Origin of the sequence: Sphingomonas sp. So64.6b (assembly GCF_014171475.1) — a bacterium.
Lineage (GTDB): Bacteria > Pseudomonadota > Alphaproteobacteria > Sphingomonadales > Sphingomonadaceae > Sphingomonas > Sphingomonas alpina_A.
Genome location: NZ_CP048817.1, coordinates 3,264,576 through 3,281,000, shown reverse-complemented (window position 1 = coordinate 3,281,000; position 16,425 = coordinate 3,264,576). Strand labels below are relative to the sequence as shown.

The window sequence follows — 16,425 nt, the reverse complement described above, 5'->3', positions numbered from 1 at the left end:
GCGTGAGACTCACAAACGCGTCCTCACGGTGAGCAGCTCGGGGAAGAAGGTCTTTTCCAGCACCTTGGCGAGATAATGCACGCCTGCGGTGCCGCCGGTGCCGGTCTTGAAGCCGATCACGCGCTCGACCGTCTTGAGATGGCCGAAGCGCCACAGCTGGACATGATATTCGATGTCGACGAGCTTCTCGGCGAGTTCGTACAGGTCCCAATATTCCTCCGGCTTCGCATAGACCGTCGCCCAGGCGCGCTCGACCTCGGCCGATGCGGTATAGGTCCTGGTGAAGTCGCGGTTGAGCTGGTCGGCGGGGATTGCAAAGCCGCGCCGGGCGAGCAGGCGCAGCGCCTCGTCATACAGGCTCGGCGCTTCCAGTGCGGCCTGCAGCGTCGCGTGCACCTCCGGCTCGTCGATATGGAGCGCGACCATCTCGGCATCCTTGTTGCCGAGGATGAATTCCATCTCGCGATACTGGTCGGACTGGAAACCCGAACTGGTGCCGAGCCGGTCGCGCATCCGCGTGTAATCGGCCGGGGTCATGGTCGCGAGCACTTCCCAGCTCTGGATCATCTGCGACTGGATGCGCGCGACGCGCGACATCATCTTGAAGGCGGGGCGCAGATCGTCGGCGACGACATGCTCGCGCGCCGCACGCAGTTCGTGCAGCGCGAGCTTAAGCCAGATTTCCGAGGCCTGGTGGATCGAGATGAACAGCAATTCGTCATGTGCATCGGACAAGGGCGACTGGCAGGACAGCAGGTCGGGCAAGCGCAGATAGCTGCGATAGGTGATGGGGGCGCTCATCGACCATGGGTAACGCGAAAGCGCAGAACCATTGTTCTCCGATTGCCTCCTTATCGGCGATCCTGCAAAACGATCACCGGAAATCTTGCGTGCTTTCAGAACATCGTCCTGCGAAGCCGGCGATTGGAGGAGCGGTTATGGACCGGATCGATCATGCGATATTGGGTGCACTGGAGGCCGATGGGCGGCAGTCCTATGCGACGCTTGCCGACAGTGTCGGCCTGTCCAAGACGCCATGCTGGAACCGGGTGCAGGCGCTGGAGGAGGCGGGCGTGATCACCGGTTACCGCGCGGACATCGATCCGGCGCGGCTCGAACTGGGCGTGACCGCGTTCGTCCAGGTGATGATCGATTCCGCCCGGCGCGAAGCGTTCGAAGCGGCGGTGCTCGCCGCCCCGGCGATCCTCGAATGCCATACCATCGCCGGGGAGGCGGATTATGTGCTGCGCGTGGCGTGCCGCGATGTCGACGACCTCGACCATCTGCTGCGCTTCGATATCGTCGTGCTGCCCGGCGTGCAGCGATCCTCGACCATGATCTGCCTGAAGACGGTCAAGCGCGGTGGTCGCGTCACCCAGGCCGCCTTGTCGCGCGCGCGGTCGCCCAAAGGCTGAGCGTTTCCGCGCCAATAGCGAAGGGCGGTTTGGTCATTTCAATGATGAGAAAGAGCGTGCCGGGCCGGATAAGGACTCGTCAGGCACAACATTGCCATCACTCGGCGCAGGTGTTGAATCGGCTTGTGCCATGCGCCGCTTCTTCTTGCCGCGCGCGATTTCAGTGTCGAGCGCGCTGAGCTTCGGTTCCCAAAAGGCGCGGAAGCGGTCGAGCCAGGCATCGACGTCCTGCAACGGCCCGGTATCGACCGAATAGATGCGGCGCGCACCATCGACGCGCGACCGGGCAAAACCATTGTCGCGCAGCACGCGGAGGTGCTGCGACACCGCGGCCTGGGTGATGCCGAATTCGCGCTGGATAGATTCGGCGATCGTCAAAGGCTCGCCTTTGGACAGGCGGAATTGTATCGGTGGATTCAATCCGTTTCGAAGTCGCAGCGCATTTTGGCGCTGTTGAGGTCATCAAATTCCTGCAGCTACGGGAAGTCCTGCGGGTAAAAGCTTTTTTTGGGTTTTCTGCGGGAAGCTACGGGAAAAACTACGCGAAAAACCGGTGTGGTATAACGGGAAATTTGCGCGGCGCTTACGGGAAAATCGGGACGTGGCGGGGTGGAAATCATGGCTGCTCACTTTCGGTCTTGCTCGATTCAAATGGTCCATCGAATGGGCTTTCACTCTTGGTGCGTGACATGGCACGCCGGAGAACAGGCATGAAGAGGCCGAAGAGCGATGTGAATCGCGCCGAATATGTGGTTGATGACGAAGAACTCGGCATCGCACGACCACATGGCAGATATGGCAAACCGCCGGTCGAGCGTCGTTTCAGACGAGGAAAGCGGGCCAACCCGGGGCAAGTGGCAAAGTCGACGCGCCGTCGGATACCGATGGGCTCTATATCGGCGCTCAACGACGGCGGCAATCCAGCCGATCGCGGCGGGCTACCTCCTGTCAACTCTCCGCTGGGAACCGCGTATTGAGTTGGAAGTTAATTTGTCATGCGCTAGAAAATTTGCCGGTGGGTCAGCATCGAGTGAGATAGGTGTAGGAATCTCTTAATTTACACGCCATATAAACAGCGAATCAAGGAGGCCAGCATATGTCCTATCAGGAACCAGCCGAAGATTAAGTGACGATATCGAGCTAATTCGGCTGGGCTCAAACCGAGAGGTTTGGGCCCTTTTTTTAGCTGAAAATTGGAAGCCGGATCGGCTGGTCTGACCGGAAAACGATTTCCATGTCGTCCAGGTCCTGCTCGAATTCTTCCTCATACCGCTCAAGGTATTGCCAGCAGCTAAAGCTACTGACCAACGGCGCGATCGCTTGGCGGGCTTCACGCAATTCGGAAAGTGCAGCTTCGCGTTCTCCGCAAACCATCAAAGTAAGCGCGAAGCACTGCCGGGCATTTGCGTCATGCGTCGCCCGGCTTTCAAGAAACAGTTTAACCTCGTTGAACAGGTCGCGGGGTGCCTCGCCGTGCAAGCCCCATTCAGCAATAGCCAGATTGAATATCTGAGCCACGTCGCCAGCCTTAAGAACGTTCGTGCGACCACCCAAAATATCAATCGCCTTGGCAAATCGCCCGAGCGCTATAAGTGCGCAAACGTGAACATTGAAAAGACGCGAACCTGCATCCTCATCCGAGCGTCTGTATTGTGTGACAATCTCCAGAACGTCTTCAGCACATTTCCGCGATCGGATGGCATTCTGCAGAATGCGCCCTCGCAGATCATCGTCGAGGTCGGGCGCCCGCGCGAGTTCGAATAACGTCTTCTCAAGCTGCTCGGGGTCATTTTCGAGTAGCGTTCGAAGGAAATCGAGCGCTGGTGTAGCCTCAAGTCGCTTGACATCCTTTGACAGGATAACGGCCTTCAAATCCGCCTCCGTTTCCTTGTCTCTGCCGAGCGAGGAATAGACGAAGGCTCGACGAAGCTGCGCCCAATTGGTCTCGAAACCCTGATCGATCGCAACCGTGAGGCTTGCAATCTCTTCCTCCGGCCGAATCATTTTATCCGCTGCGCGCGCGAGCGAAAAAGCGATTTCACCATCGTCGCTAAAATTCTTGCGGATGACTGTGGCCTTGGAGTTCAACCGGTCGACAACTTTCGTATCGCCTTCTCGCCTTGCAGCATCGAACTGAGCCGGAAGCCGCTCCAGCGTGATCAGCGCGCCGTCACGATCTCGAAGATTCTCCGCGATGAGCGCCTTAGTAAGCTGACTATATTGCTTGCCGAGGCGCGACTTTGCATGGGCAACAGCGAAAATTTTCTGCTCGAGAATCTCCAGGTGGCTATAATGATTTATCGTCGCTGCCGGTGAGATGTAATCCAGTGTGGTCTTCGCCTCTTGGAGAAGGCCTCTGAGAATATCGTTCTCATCGTCGATATCTGGAACATTCGATGGGCAATAGTGAAGCGTAATGATCCTCTTTCGGACAGGAGCGCTCTCCGCTTTTATGGCGCGAACGATTGGCGCGAGCCCTTCCAAATTTTGACGCGTCGGCACGAACATCGCCACCACGGCGTCGGGCAGCTGCCTAGTGCAGATTCCGCCGACATCAGTGTGACCAGTTCTGCTATCGATCAGGACATAATCAAAACCATGACCTTCAAACGCGGCCCATTGCTGCTTGAGGTCTTCCATCAGAAGAAAGCCTGACCGGTCGCGATAAAGACTAACCCAGTCGATTGTGCTCAGATCAGTGGAATAGCCCGTGGAAGTATGACTGCCCGCCGGCATGATCCAGATTGGCTTGCCGCCGATCGAGGCTTCAGCAACGAATGCCCCTACATTCGGAGAAATGTTGGTCCGCAGATATTCATGAACGAAATCGACTACCCCGTTTTTGCATTCCAGTCCGCGGAAGGGTTCGTAGCTGGGAAGGCCAGGGGCTTCGAGATCGAAATCGACGACCAGCACGCGACGGCCCATGCCCGTCAAGATGGCGGCAACATTGGCAAGCGCCATCGTGCGTCCGACGCCGCCTTTGAATGAGTAGAATGTGATTGTGTACATCAGCCCGTGCACACCGTGAGGCTAAAATGATCGGCTGCGTCGCGACGCTCCTCTACGTTTGTCTGGAAGACCGGCTCACCGAAATTGTTCGCGGTAAGCGGTAATGGGCCCTTGGCGAAGTAGCGCAGCAAATTGTCGAAGGCCTTTGTCTGAATCTGCGAACCGCTCTCCCAGCGTTTGATAGATGCGCTGCCAATTCCCGTTTCGTCACCAAACTCGATCTGGTTGAGGCCGCGCCGGAGACGAATTGCCTTGATCTCACCGGGGCGCAGCCGTCCCAGATGATCACAGACTGCGTTGTGCATCGCCTTCTCGGCATCTTCGCCATAATAAGAACCACCGCACGCGATGCATGACCAAATCGGGATCATTGCCCGTAGCATAACCGCGTCATCGCCATCGCCGTAGACAAAGTGCTCGACTCTGTTTCCGGCAGCCGCGACGCTATCGTCGCAAAGCCGGCACGGCTCTGTCGAAACATCTGTTGGGACGATGTCAGTCACATCATTTCTCGTCATTGCTAATATGGAAGCTGCGTCCGACCACGTTCGAGGGGCCGAAATGAATTTTGATATAAATCATCGTGCCATCGTGGCCCGGCACGGTGAAGTACCACGCTCGCTTACCAGGCGGACGATCGAGCAAAATTTCATAGATTTGGATATTCTCGTCTTCGAGGCACTCGCCGATAAAATCCCACGCGCCGACTCGGGTGAACATCCCAAATCCATCAGGCGTCCTGACAGTGTCCGGACGCCATTTTGATGGAAGGTCCGGCCAAGTGCCGACCACTCGTGTGCGCGAGGAACCACAATATTCAATCAATTGGCGTCTTATCTCCGGGCTCACTGGCCTCTTCCCCGTTATTTTTTTGCCCCTTTACCCTCCTAAATTCGCAGGTATCAATTGATACCATCAAAGTCAAGGGCAAATTTGGCTAGTCAACTGCGCGGTTTCCGGTTTTTGCGAGCGAATCCGGTTTCTTCAGTACGCAGTATAGGGTTGGTGAAGCCGAGCAAAGCGAGGTGTCATCGCTGCTCGTTAGTCAGAATTGTATCAGCAGCCTGAGCCCGTCAATCGTTTGCCGGATGGCAGGGCAGTTCCTATGCAGGGTGGCGCTTTACCGTCAGCAAGGACAATTCCGTGAATTCAGAAGGGGCAAAGCCCCATGCCTGGCGGCCGGAGCATCTCCACCTCGCCGTGACGGCGGCCGGGGTCGCGCTGTGGGCGTGGAATGTCGATTCCGATCTGTTCACGATGGATGAGCGCGGCTTCGAGTTATGGGGCTTGCCGTGGCGCGATGCTGTCACGTTCGAGCAATTGTCCGCGCATATTCATCCCGCGGATCGGGACCGCGTCCGGGCGGCGTTCGCCGCGACGCGGGCCGTTCTCGGTTCCTACGAAACCGATTTCCGCATTCTGATCGGCGAAGAAATTCGCTGGATCGCGGCGCGGGGGCAAGGGGAAGACGTCGGGATCGTCGGGCGAACCATGTTCGGCATCTTCCTCGACGTGACCGGCCGCAAACAGGCGGAGGAAGGTCATGAGCTTCTTGCAGGAGAGATGAGCCACCGCGTCAAGAACCTGCTTGCCATCGCCTCGGGTTTGACAGCGATCACGTCACGATCGGCGGCCAGCAAGGAAGATATGGCGCGCGACCTGACCGAGCGCCTGACCGCACTTGGCCGCGCACATGACCTGGTGCGCCCGTTGCCGAACAGCCAGGGCGGCGCGGCTCTCCTCGGCGATCTGTTCTCGGTACTGCTTGCCCCGTATGACGATATGGGCGCCTTTAGCGGACGCATTCGGGTCGCGGTCGAGCGCATGGGCGTGGGCGAGAAAGCGGCAACCAGCCTTGCGCTGGTCATTCATGAACTCGCGACCAACTCGATGAAATACGGCGCCCTGTCCGAACAAACGGGAACGCTCGACGTGTCCAGCGCGACGGACGAGGACATTATCAGCCTGACCTGGGTGGAGCGGGGCGGCCCGACCGTCGAGGCGCCGGACAAGGCGGCCGGCTTTGGCAGCCAGTTGGTCAAGCGCAGCATTTCCGGTCAGCTCGGCGGATCGATCGATCATGACTGGTCCGAAGGCGGGTTGATCGTGACGCTCCACCTGAACCGCAGCCGCCTCGCGTCGTAGGGTCAATCGACGCTCAGCCGTAGGTATGTGCTTTCCTCACCCTATACGTCACCCCGGCCTTGTGCCGGGTCCACCAGGCGGCTTTCGACAGCAAGTGCCTCGAAGCGCAGAGCGTGTGGCGCGGTGGACCCCGGAACCAGTCCGGGGTGACGGCTTGGGGGCTGGTAATGCGCCAAAGCCGACGGGGGGCCGGCGGCACGATTAGGCCCGGCAATTCCCGATCCTGTCCGCATCGCGGCAGGCGGCAAGGGCGCGTTTTTCGATATTGCTGGTCAAGATCATCGACTCATCCGAGCGGATGCACAGCCGGACAGAATCAAATTGTTGGAACCCAAACACTCGGCTTGGGTTGTAACGGTTCGTTAACCATTGGAAGAATGTGATGTTGGCGTTTGTAACGAAATTTGCTCCTGTGACTGTGATTTTGGTTGGTGCGGTGGGCCTGAGCGGCTGTGCCACCAAGGGATTTGTGAGAGAGCAGATCGCCCCTGTCAGCCAGCGCGTCGATGCGCTTGAGACCCGCTTGGGACAGACGGACAGTACGGCGAAGTCGGCATTGGCAGAAGCGCAGGCCGCATCAGGCCAGGCGGCGAATAATGGTCAGCGCATTGAGCAGCTCAATGGCCGCGTGGATGGCATCGAGCAGCGGATGGTGCAGAATCAGCAGAAGCGACCACGCAACTAATGCCTTTGGGCCGGCACCGCCTTGAAATTCGCTCTTTCGCGAATTTCCAAACAGACTTTTTGGGCAGCAAATACTGACGGGCGTGAAGGGCTGATTGGCCTGAACGCCGATCGGTCGGTATGTCCGGCGTCGCCCTGTCGACAGGGCGACGCCCCTTTTCTGTCGTCGTTTCATTTCAGGCGCCTCAAGCGATGATCAATGTCCTTCTGGCGCTCGCTGGTCTTGCGCTGACGGCTCCGGTGCCTGCACAGGCGGCTCCTGTACCCCAACAAGCGGCGAAGCCCGCACCTGCACGGGCGGTGAAGCCCAAACCCGCACAGGCGGCAAAGCCCGCACCCGCGCAGGCGGGGAAGCCCAAGCCCGCACGGGCGACGAAGCCCAAGCCCGCTCGAGCGGCAAAGAACGCCCACCCGCCGGCATCGAAGCCGGCGCCGGCAAATCCGGAAGCTGCGGTTGAGGAAAGCCCATCGCCGGCGACGATACGCGTTGCCGAGTGGGTCGCCACTTCACGGGATAATGGTTCGCTGCCCTATGCCATTATCGACAAGAATGCCGCGTCGCTCGTTCTGTTCAACGCGAAGGGCAAGATGCTCGCCAAGGTTCCGGTGTTGATCGGTGTTGCCGTCGGCGACGACGCGTCCCCCGGCATCGGCAGCAAAAATCTTGCCGAGATCGGCCCGGCGGAAAAGACGACGCCCGCAGGACGTTTCCTGGCGAAATTCGGATTGGCGGCGGGCAAGCAAAAGGTGCTTTGGGTCGATTATGCCACGTCCGTGGCGCTTCACCCGATCCCGCCCGGAGCCAAGAAGAAGGAGCGCCGTCGCGAGCGGATGCTGTCACCGGCCGCCGACGACAACCGCATAACATTCGGGTGCATCAATGTGCCCAAGGTCTTTTACGGCAAGAGCCTGAGTCCGCTTTTCCAGAAGAAGGGCGGATATGTTTATGTGTTGCCCGACACCAAACCGATCGAGGAGGTTTTCCCCCGCTTGCGGGTTCAGGATTTGGCGAGCGCCCCCACCCTCTGATACTCTCCCCTGATAATCCTGTCGGAATCCCGACACACTTGTCACTCCCTGCCTTTGGTTTCCGGTGCCAAACCGGCCGCACGATCAGGAACGGGCGATGCGTAGCCATCGTGCGTCGGAAATCGCGCGAAGGGCGTCGCCAAAGCAGGAGTGTCAAAGCCATGACGATATCGACAGAGAATGGACGACAGGGCGGGCAACCCGCGATGCACACGCCACCGATCGTGTCGCCCGAGGAGTGGCAGGCCGCGTGGAAGCAAATGCTGGTGAAGGAAAAGGCGATGCTCCGCGCACGTGATGCGCTGGCCGCCGAGCGGCGCCGGATGCCATGGGTCGCGGTGGACAAGAGCTATGCGTTCGAAGGGCCGGAGGGCACGGTGAGCCTGCTCGACCTGTTCGCGGGGCGTCGCCAGCTGATCGTCTATCGCGCCTTTTTCGAACCCGGCGTGCATGGCTGGCCGGACCATGGCTGTATCGGTTGTTCGTTCGGGGCCGATCAGGTCGCGCATCTCGCGCATCTCAACGCCCGCGACACAACTCTCGTCTATGCGTCGCGCGCGCCGCAGGCCGATATCGCGCGACTAAGGGCGCAGATGGGCTGGGACATGCCCTGGTATACACTCACCGACAGCTTCGACAAAGATTTCGGGGTCGATGAATGGCATGGCCATAATGCCTTTATCCGCGACGGCGAGCGGATCTTCCGCACCTATCTGATCAACAGTCGCGGCGACGAGGCGATGGGCACTACCTGGAGCTATCTCGACATGACCGCGCTTGGGCGCCAGGAGCTTTGGGAGGAGTCGCCCGACGGGTATCCGCAAAGCAAGCCGTATAAATGGTGGAACTGGCACGACAGCTATGTTCCCGGCGCCGCGCCCGATCCGGAATGGATCGCAGTGTCGGACGCGGGCGAAGCGGCGTTTCGGGAGCAGTGAGCGCCGGGCGATCATCTCCGCCCCGACGCATCCGAGGGCGACCGGTCAGTTGCTGAACGGGCCGCTCTCACCATAAGCAAGATCGGCGAAACGCTCGCCGATGCGCCGGTGAGTGGCGGCATCCGGATGGAGTTCGTCCGGCAAGGGGCGTTCGGCGCAATCATGCGCGCCGTAGAGTTTGCGGCCGTCGAGATAATGGATCGCCGGGTCGCGCTTCGCGCGTTGGTCCACGATCCGCTCCAGCGTGTCGCGGATGATGTTGAGCGTCAGTTTCCCGGCGGCACGTTCGGTGGGGTCGCCCGCCGCGTAAAAGCGCAGCCGTCCGTCCGCCAGGGCGGTCATATCGAAGGCGCTTGGACCGGGCGTGTCCTCGTGGATCGGGCACAGGATCGGCGATACGATCAGCAGCGGCGTGTCGGGATGCCCGTCGCGGATCGTGTCGAGCAAGCCGTGGACGGCGGGCGCAAAAGCGCGCAGCCGCATCAGGTCGGTATTGACCAGGTTGATGCCGAGCTTGAGGCTGATGAGCTCGGCGGGCGTATCGCGCATGATACGCGCAATGAACGGATCGAGCAGCGCGTTGCCGCCCAGCCCAAGATTGGTCAGTTCGACGCCGGCGCGCAACGCGGCGATCGTGGGCCAGATGCCGGTCGGGCTGGCCGCGTCGGACCCCTGGCTGATCGAGCTGCCATGATGCAGCCAGGCGCGGCGGCCCGACGCGACGGCGGGGGTCACGGCTGCGTTGGCGCGCAGTGCGACGATTTCGGTGGTCTCGTTATGCGGTAGCCAGATCTCGATATGCTTGGGCCCGCCGGGCAAATCGGCGAAGCGCAAGGTGCTGGCCGGCCCGGCATCGGTACGGACGGAGCCGGTCGACATGTCGATGGTCAGGACCTTGCCGCCGCCGGCGCTTGCCTGTGCGGCCAGGCGGCCGTCGATCAGCAAGTCATACACGCCATCCGGCCGGCGCGGCGCCCCGACATAGACTCGCCTGGTGGCCAGCGTGTCGAGCTCGATGATGGTTGCAGTGGTGTGAAAGGCCAGCCTGACCCCGGATGGCTGCGCTTCCGCCATGGCCAGTTGAGCGTCGGGACATTGCGCGCGCGCCCACGCCGGAAGGCGGTGCGGGAGCAGCCCCTGCGCGGTGCGTTCGAGTTCGAGCGCGCCGCGCACGATTTGCGGGGTGATCGGTACGTCAACCAGGTCTGGCTCGGTCATGTCCGCGCTCGCTACCACCATCGGTGCACCGCGTCAGCCGCGCCAAGCACCGATGACGAAGGCGATCGCTGTCGCATCGGCCTCATCCCGCGGCTATGGGAGGTGCGATATCATCGTCGGCCCGACCGACTGAAGGGCCAGATCACACACGTGGCGAAGAAGCGGCAATATCTGACGGCGACCTTGCCCGATGGTTATACCAAGACGATCGGCCCGACATCGGTGGCGTTCACCCATTATTGGCGGATCGTCGCGCAGCTTGGCAACGACAAGACGGAAGTGTTCTGGGGGCATACCAAATCGCTTGCCGAAGCCCGGAAAAAGAAGGCGGCGGCGAGCGAGGCCGCCGGCATGCGCGGATGGAAGAGCTATGCTTTCGAGATCGTGGAGCTGGTCGGGTCGTCAGGATAGATCGGCTGGCCGGCATATCGGTGCCGCCGGAATCCGAAACCGACACGGGCGCCGCACGTTACAGCTGGCTTGAAAGGGAGATGCGATGCCGCACGCCAGTGATGTCGTTGAATGCAGCGGCCCCGACAGCCCGCATGCGTTCGACATCGTTCCGCTTCAGCCGCGCAACGGTACGCTCGATGCAAGATGCCCGGTGTGCAAGGGGCATGGGCAGTGGAATACCGAGATCGACCTGGTCAGCTTTCGCTGCAAACGCGCGACCTGTGGCCATTGCCTTGGCGCGGGCTGGGTGGAAACCGGCGGCGACCCCGTCGGCGTTCCCGATATCGAACTGACGCCGGACGGCCACCCGCAATGGATCAGGCGCAACGTCACCGAATGAATGGTCGGTCCCCCCTCAACCTGGATAGTTGAGCGCCGCGACGACCTTGGCCAGATCCGGTGTTCCAGTCGCCGTAAGCAGCAGCTCCCCACCGCCCTTTGCCGCATCCGGTCCGAAATCCCGGATCAGGTGATTGCGCATCGCCGGGGAAACAAGCGCGTCGTCCTGGACGAATTGCGGCCGGGCCATCAGTGATGCGGCGTGCGCGTCGTCGGTTTCCGGGTCGCCAGACAGATCGCCGATCCGCTCCATGACAATCGGATAGGCCGACGGATTGCGCATTGCGTTGCCGGCGGTCAGCAGGATGCCGTCCATCAGGATGATCTTCGGCATGGTGACGATATTGAAGATCATGAAGCAGGGCAGGTGCCGGACGGTGTCGGTGGCGATGACGAAGACCTGTCCTTCGATCGGCAGGATCGATCCGACATAACGGACGTCCGGGCCACCCAGGTCGAATTGCAACAGGCCGGCATCGCCGCGCCGGATCATGCCGTGTTCGTGGAAGAAGCGGCCGGGTGCGATGACCGCGGGATGGGTTGCGCGCCAGAACCCTTCATAGGCCTCGCCGCGCTGGCTGGTCGAGGCGTGCGCGGCGTCGAGGGTTTCGCCCGGCAGCGTAATGCCGGTCTGACGCGGCGGTGCGACGCTGACCGGGTCGACGCCGAAAAAAGCGGCGAAATCGGCCGGCTCGCGCTCCCAGTCGAGCAACGTCAGGCCCGGGTGCTTTTCGGCGAGGAGGTGAGTCAGGCGCTCCAGATTATGCGATGCGGGGCGGACGGCGCCGGAGGCCCAGCGCCCGACCAGCGACTTGTCGACCTGCAACTCGACCGCGAGCCGTCCACGGCTCATCGACAAGGCCTTCAGCGCCAGAGTGAGGCGCTCTCCGAAGCTGTTTGACATGCGCGACCCCTTTTAAAAGGAGTTTGGCCAGTCGCCCGGTGGAATGCAACCCGTTGCATTCCGGTGCATCGGCCGCGCATTAGGGTCTGGCAAAATCCTCGCCGGCGAAAGTCTCGGTGTCGATCTGTGCCTGCATTGCCGCGGTATAGCGCGCGCCGCGGATCGGTCGTGTCTCGAACAGCGTATCGACCTGCGCCAGCACGGCCTGGTCGAGCGAGATGCCGAGCGTCGCGATATCCTCCTCGAGATGAGCGATCGAGGCGGTGCCGGGGATCGGCACGATATGGTCGCCGCGTGACAGGACCCAGCCCAGCGAAAGCTGTGCCGGGGTGCAACCGGCGTCCGCCGCGAGCGCGTCAAAGGCGTCGACGATGGCGAGATTATGCGACAGATTGGGTTCGATAAACCGTGGCATGGTGGCGCGGATGTCGTGCTGCGCATAATCCGCGCTGCGCACCGCGCCGGCGAGCAGGCCGCGTGCCACGGGTGAAAAGGCGATAAAACCGATGCCCAGTTCGCGGCATGCCTGAAGCACGGCGATCTCCGGGTTGCGGACCGCCGGCGAATATTCCGATTGCACCGCGGCGATCGGGTGAACGGCATGGGCGCGCCGGATCGTCGCGGCGGACATTTCCGACAGGCCGATCGCGCCGATCTTGCCCGCTTCCTTCAATCGCACCAGCGCGCCGACCGACTCCTCTACGGCCACGCGCTGATCAAGGCGGTGGAGATAAACCATGTCGATATGGTCGGTGCCGAGCCGGCCGAGCGAGCCCTCCACGGTACGCGCGATCGCCGCGGGCGATCCGTCGAGCGCGCGTTTGCCATCGACCATGTCGAGCACGCATTTGCTCGACAGCGTGAATTCGGCGCGGCGGTGCAGGATTGCCTTGCCGATCAGCCGTTCATTGGCGCCCAGGCCATAAAGCGCGGCGGTGTCGATCAGCGTCACGCCCAGGTCGAGCGCGCGGTTGAGCAACGCGGTGCCCTCGGCTTCGGACGGCGGCGTCGCATAAGCGTGGTTGAGGTTCATGCAGCCCAGGCCGATGGCGGAGACGGTGAACGGGCCGATCTGGCGGGTGGGCAGGGACATGGTGGCGAGATAACCTTTATGGTCTGGCTTGTCGGCCGGCATTGCCCCGAAACCGCCCAGCTAGTCCAGTCGGGAGTCCGGTCCGACGGTCCGCCCGGCGGATCGCGGATAATCGCAATTATCCCCGTCTCTTTCTGTTCATGCTGGAGTAGTATGGGCTTTCTATATGGAGCGATGCTTGGCAGAGGGTCGGAATGAATATGCTTTATGATCAGCGATCTGCCCGACTCTCCCGGATTGGCGCGCGTGTGTTGGGCGCGGCGCTCGCCGCGTCGATGCTGACGACGCCGGTGGCCGCTCAGCAGGCGGGTGCTCGGCAGGTGGGGGCGCAACAGGTCGTGCCGCCGCCGGTGGTGCCGACCCAGACCGTCCCGGCGAGATCCCCTGTCATGCTGCCCGAACTGACCGATACGCAAGCGGCGCAACTCGCCACGCTGATCGACAAGGACGCGGTGGCGCAAGGGCTGCGCGAGGATCCGACGCCGCGCCCGGCAACCGCGACTCGCGATGCGCTGGTCGGGCTCGCGCTCGATCATGCCAAGGCGGTGCATGTCGGGCGGCTCGACGTCGCCGATTTCCAGCGCGAATGGGGGATCAGGCCGCAAGCCTATGATCCGCTGCCGGGCTTTGTCGATGCGCTGAAGCGCGACCGGCTGGCCGCGTGGATCGCCTCGCTGCCGCCGCCCTATGCCGGGTATGACGCGCTGGTCACCGGTCTTGCCCGTTATCGTGCGATTGCCGCGACCGGGGGCTGGACCGCGCTCACCACCGGCGCGGAGCTGAAGCTCGGGTCGTCCGGCGACCGGGTGCTGGCGCTGCGCAAGAGGCTCGCACTGGAGGATCCGTCGCTCGACGCTGCCGGGATCAAGTTCGATGCCGGGCTGGAGGATGCGGTCAAGCGCGCGCAGCGCCGCTATGGACTCAACCCCGCCGGGCTGGCGGGCGCGCAGACGATCGCCGCGCTGAATGTGCCGGTCGAGGCGCGCGTGCGTCAGATCATGGCCAATATGGAGCGCTGGCGCTGGCTGCCCGAGCAGCTCGAAAAGGACCGCGTGCAAGTCAATATCGCCGCCGCGGTGCTCACCGTGTTCGATGGTGACGCGCCGGTCATGTCGATGAAGGCGGTGACCGGCCGGCCCGGCGACGAGACGCCGATGCTGGTATCGCAAATCCACAGCATCGTGTTCAACCCGCCCTGGAACGTGCCCTCGACGATCGCCAATCGCGAGCTCTGGCCCAAGGAAAAGGCCAAGCCGGGTTACCTCAAGCGCAATGGTTTCCGCATCATCGACACTGGCGATGGCGGCAAAAGGCTGCAGCAATCGTCCGAGCACAGCGCGCTGGGCAAGTTCAAGTTCGATTTCAACAATGCGTTTGCGGTCTATCTGCACGACACGCCGGCCCAGGCCGGCTTTGCGCGGTTCGACCGGCTGGCGAGCCATGGCTGCGTCCGGCTCGAAAAGCCCGCCGACCTGGCCAAGCTGCTGATGCGCTCGACGCCGGAATGGCCGGCCGCGACGATCGATTCGACGGTCGACGCTGGCAAGACGGTGCGCGCCAAGATCGCCGCGCCGGTGGCGGTCTATCTGCTTTACTGGACCGCATTCGCCAACACGAACGGGCTGGTCAGTTTCCGCGACGATCCGTATCGGTGGGACGGGACGCTCGCGAGCAAGATCGAAGCACGATCGGCGAAGCAGGCACTCGCTTCACGCTGAAGGACAAGAGAATGACGACCAAAGCTAACCGCCTGCTTTTCGCCGCCACCGCCGCGCTGCTGGTGATGGGGCTGGCGGCCTGTTCGAAATCGGCGCCTGAAGCGCCGCCGGCCGTGAATATCGATACGCCGGCACTGAACGAGCCGGCCCCGATCCCGAGCGACGTGCCGCCGCTGAACGAAGCGACGTCGACGATCGATCGCAACGCGACGGCCGAGGCACCGGCAACGGAGCCGGCCACCCCGCCGGACGAGCAGATGATGGACGATGCGTCGGCGACCGGCATGACCTCGCGCTCGGCGCGCGGCGAACAGGCGGCGGACCCGGCGCCGGCTACACCGCAGCCGCAGTGACGACCGGAGCGGTGACGGTTCGCCGCCAAGGCACCGCTCCGCCCGTCACGGACTGGTCGATAGAGCAACGCTCGCCCCCGGTGCGGTGACGTTGGACCGATCGCGGCTTTGCGATGATGCCGCCTCGGGGCTATCTCTCGCCACTGGCTGACGGGAGAGGTCGATTGCAACGGCGGGCATTTCTGGTCGGCACGGGGTGCGCGCTGATCGGTGCACCCGCACTGGCGACGGACCGGAATTTCGGCGGCGAGCGATTCAAGGCGAGCGTCACCGCACTTGATGCCGCGACGCGTGGCCGGCTCGGCGTAGCGATCCTCAACACCGGCACCGGCGCGCGCTTTGCCTGGCGCGGTGATGAGCGTTTCGCGATGTGCAGCACGTTCAAGTTCGTGCTGGCGGCTGCGATCCTAAAACGGGTCGAGCAAGGCCGCGAGCGGCTCGATCGCCGCATTGCGGTGACCGCCGCCGATATCGTCCAGCCCTCGCCCCTGTGCAGCGCGCGCATCGGGTCCGACGCCTCGATCACCGAACTCTGTGCCGCGACGGTCGGGCTGGGCGACAATACAGCCGCCAATTTGCTGCTGCCGGTGGTCGGCGGCCCGGCCGGCCTGACGCGTTTCATGCGCGGTCTGGGCGACGCCGCGTCACGGCTCGACCGCAACGAACCTGCTCTCAACGAAGCCAGGCCCGGCGATCCGCGCGATACGACCACGCCGCTGGCGATGCTCGGTTTGCTCGACCGGTTGACGCTCGGCCGCGCGCTCGCCCCGGCCTCACGCGAGCAACTGGTCGCCTGGCTGTTGGCCAGCACGACCGGCGCCGCGCGGATGAAGGCCGGGCTGCCGGCGAGTTGGGCGGTCGCGGAGAAGACCGGCGCGGGCAATGGCAGCGACAATGACGTCGCATTGCTCTGGCCGCCGCGGCGCCGGCCTTTGCTGGTGTCGATCTATATCGCCGGTAGCCCGCTGCCGATGGCGCAGACCAATGCGATCCATGCCGAACTCGGCAAACTTATCGCGGCGGCGGTCTGAGAGTCTGTTTGGAAATGCGCCAATGGGCGCATTTGGCGGTGCCGGCCCGCTCCCCCACCCGGCCACCCATTCAGGATAGGCTGTGGGTGGCCG

Annotated in this window: 19 protein-coding genes; 11 read left to right on the top strand and 8 right to left on the bottom strand. The window is 62.5% G+C overall.

Features of this window, described 5'->3' with window-relative positions; genetic code table 11:
* Positions 1-9 precede the first annotated feature (9 nt).
* Entirely contained in the window at positions 10-801 is a 792-nt protein-coding gene (gene kynA, locus G4G27_RS15815) for a tryptophan 2,3-dioxygenase (protein WP_183109539.1), read from the bottom strand.
* 137 nt (positions 802-938) lie between these two features.
* Between kynA and G4G27_RS15810 the strand changes: the two genes are divergently transcribed.
* Entirely contained in the window at positions 939-1,415 is a 477-nt protein-coding gene (locus tag G4G27_RS15810) for an Lrp/AsnC family transcriptional regulator (RefSeq protein WP_183109538.1), read from the top strand.
* 33 nt (positions 1,416-1,448) lie between these two features.
* Here G4G27_RS15810 and G4G27_RS15805 read toward each other — a convergent pair whose 3' ends face one another.
* Positions 1,449-1,835: a metalloregulator ArsR/SmtB family transcription factor gene (locus G4G27_RS15805; protein WP_267134669.1), complete on the bottom strand. Its 387-nt coding sequence runs from the start codon at positions 1,833-1,835 to the stop codon at positions 1,449-1,451.
* Here G4G27_RS15805 and G4G27_RS15800 point away from each other — a divergent pair.
* Positions 1,826-2,392, top strand: coding sequence for a hypothetical protein (locus G4G27_RS15800; RefSeq protein WP_183109537.1), 567 nt, complete (start codon positions 1,826-1,828; stop codon positions 2,390-2,392). The genes G4G27_RS15805 and G4G27_RS15800 overlap by 10 nt on opposite strands.
* 205 nt (positions 2,393-2,597) lie before the next feature.
* Here the strand turns inward: G4G27_RS15800 and G4G27_RS15795 are convergent, their stop codons facing one another.
* From G4G27_RS15795 to G4G27_RS15785, 3 genes are read right to left on the bottom strand one after another with little or no spacing between them, the layout of a single operon-like run.
* Complete coding sequence (locus tag G4G27_RS15795) at positions 2,598-4,427, bottom strand: AAA family ATPase (protein WP_183109536.1); 1,830 nt, start codon at positions 4,425-4,427, stop codon at positions 2,598-2,600.
* Positions 4,427-4,930, bottom strand: a complete 504-nt coding sequence (locus tag G4G27_RS15790) for a type II TA system antitoxin MqsA family protein (RefSeq protein WP_183109535.1) — start codon at positions 4,928-4,930, stop codon at positions 4,427-4,429. The genes G4G27_RS15795 and G4G27_RS15790 overlap by 1 nt, the downstream gene beginning before the upstream one ends.
* Position 4,931: 1 nt before the next feature.
* Positions 4,932-5,276 carry a hypothetical protein gene (locus G4G27_RS15785; protein ID WP_183109534.1) on the bottom strand — a complete coding sequence of 115 codons (345 nt, stop codon included), beginning with the start codon at positions 5,274-5,276 and terminating at the stop codon, positions 4,932-4,934.
* A 294-nt stretch (positions 5,277-5,570) separates the two neighbouring features.
* On the opposite strand from G4G27_RS15785, the gene G4G27_RS15780 reads away from it, so the two are divergent.
* From G4G27_RS15780 to G4G27_RS15765, 4 genes are all read left to right on the top strand, one after another.
* The gene (locus tag G4G27_RS15780) at positions 5,571-6,572 is read left to right on the top strand and encodes a sensor histidine kinase (RefSeq protein ID WP_244624364.1); all 1,002 of its coding nucleotides are present in this window, start codon (positions 5,571-5,573) and stop codon (positions 6,570-6,572) included.
* 382 nt (positions 6,573-6,954) lie between these two features.
* Positions 6,955-7,257, top strand: coding sequence for a hypothetical protein (locus G4G27_RS15775; protein WP_183109533.1), 303 nt, complete (start codon positions 6,955-6,957; stop codon positions 7,255-7,257).
* Positions 7,258-7,556: 299 nt separating this feature from the next.
* Positions 7,557-8,285: a hypothetical protein gene (locus tag G4G27_RS15770; RefSeq protein WP_183113842.1), complete on the top strand. Its 729-nt coding sequence runs from the start codon at positions 7,557-7,559 to the stop codon at positions 8,283-8,285.
* A gap of 161 nt (positions 8,286-8,446) precedes the next feature.
* Positions 8,447-9,223: a DUF899 domain-containing protein gene (locus G4G27_RS15765; protein WP_183109532.1), complete on the top strand. Its 777-nt coding sequence runs from the start codon at positions 8,447-8,449 to the stop codon at positions 9,221-9,223.
* A 45-nt stretch (positions 9,224-9,268) separates the two neighbouring features.
* Here the strand turns inward: G4G27_RS15765 and G4G27_RS15760 are convergent, their stop codons facing one another.
* Complete coding sequence (locus G4G27_RS15760; protein WP_183109531.1) at positions 9,269-10,441, bottom strand: SGNH/GDSL hydrolase family protein; 1,173 nt, start codon at positions 10,439-10,441, stop codon at positions 9,269-9,271.
* Between the two features lie 150 nt (positions 10,442-10,591).
* Between G4G27_RS15760 and G4G27_RS15755 the strand changes: the two genes are divergently transcribed.
* Together G4G27_RS15755 and G4G27_RS15750 are read left to right on the top strand one after the other, a co-directional pair.
* Complete coding sequence (locus tag G4G27_RS15755) at positions 10,592-10,852, top strand: hypothetical protein (protein WP_183113841.1); 261 nt, start codon at positions 10,592-10,594, stop codon at positions 10,850-10,852.
* A gap of 85 nt (positions 10,853-10,937) precedes the next feature.
* Complete coding sequence (locus G4G27_RS15750; RefSeq protein ID WP_183109530.1) at positions 10,938-11,234, top strand: hypothetical protein; 297 nt, start codon at positions 10,938-10,940, stop codon at positions 11,232-11,234.
* 15 nt (positions 11,235-11,249) lie between these two features.
* Here G4G27_RS15750 and G4G27_RS15745 read toward each other — a convergent pair whose 3' ends face one another.
* Positions 11,250-12,137 (bottom strand): helix-turn-helix transcriptional regulator, encoded by an 888-nt coding sequence (locus tag G4G27_RS15745; RefSeq protein ID WP_183109529.1) that lies wholly within the window; start codon positions 12,135-12,137, stop codon positions 11,250-11,252.
* A gap of 79 nt (positions 12,138-12,216) precedes the next feature.
* Positions 12,217-13,230, bottom strand: coding sequence for an aldo/keto reductase (locus G4G27_RS15740; protein WP_183109528.1), 1,014 nt, complete (start codon positions 13,228-13,230; stop codon positions 12,217-12,219).
* A gap of 200 nt (positions 13,231-13,430) precedes the next feature.
* Between G4G27_RS15740 and G4G27_RS15735 the strand changes: the two genes are divergently transcribed.
* From G4G27_RS15735 to bla, 3 genes are all read left to right on the top strand, one after another.
* Positions 13,431-14,948, top strand: a complete 1,518-nt coding sequence (locus tag G4G27_RS15735) for a L,D-transpeptidase family protein (protein WP_183113840.1) — start codon at positions 13,431-13,433, stop codon at positions 14,946-14,948.
* Positions 14,949-14,959: 11 nt separating this feature from the next.
* Positions 14,960-15,301, top strand: coding sequence for a hypothetical protein (locus tag G4G27_RS15730; RefSeq protein WP_183109527.1), 342 nt, complete (start codon positions 14,960-14,962; stop codon positions 15,299-15,301).
* A 164-nt stretch (positions 15,302-15,465) separates the two neighbouring features.
* Entirely contained in the window at positions 15,466-16,332 is an 867-nt protein-coding gene (bla, locus tag G4G27_RS15725; RefSeq protein WP_202049590.1) for a class A beta-lactamase, read from the top strand.
* Positions 16,333-16,425: the final 93 nt, after the last annotated feature.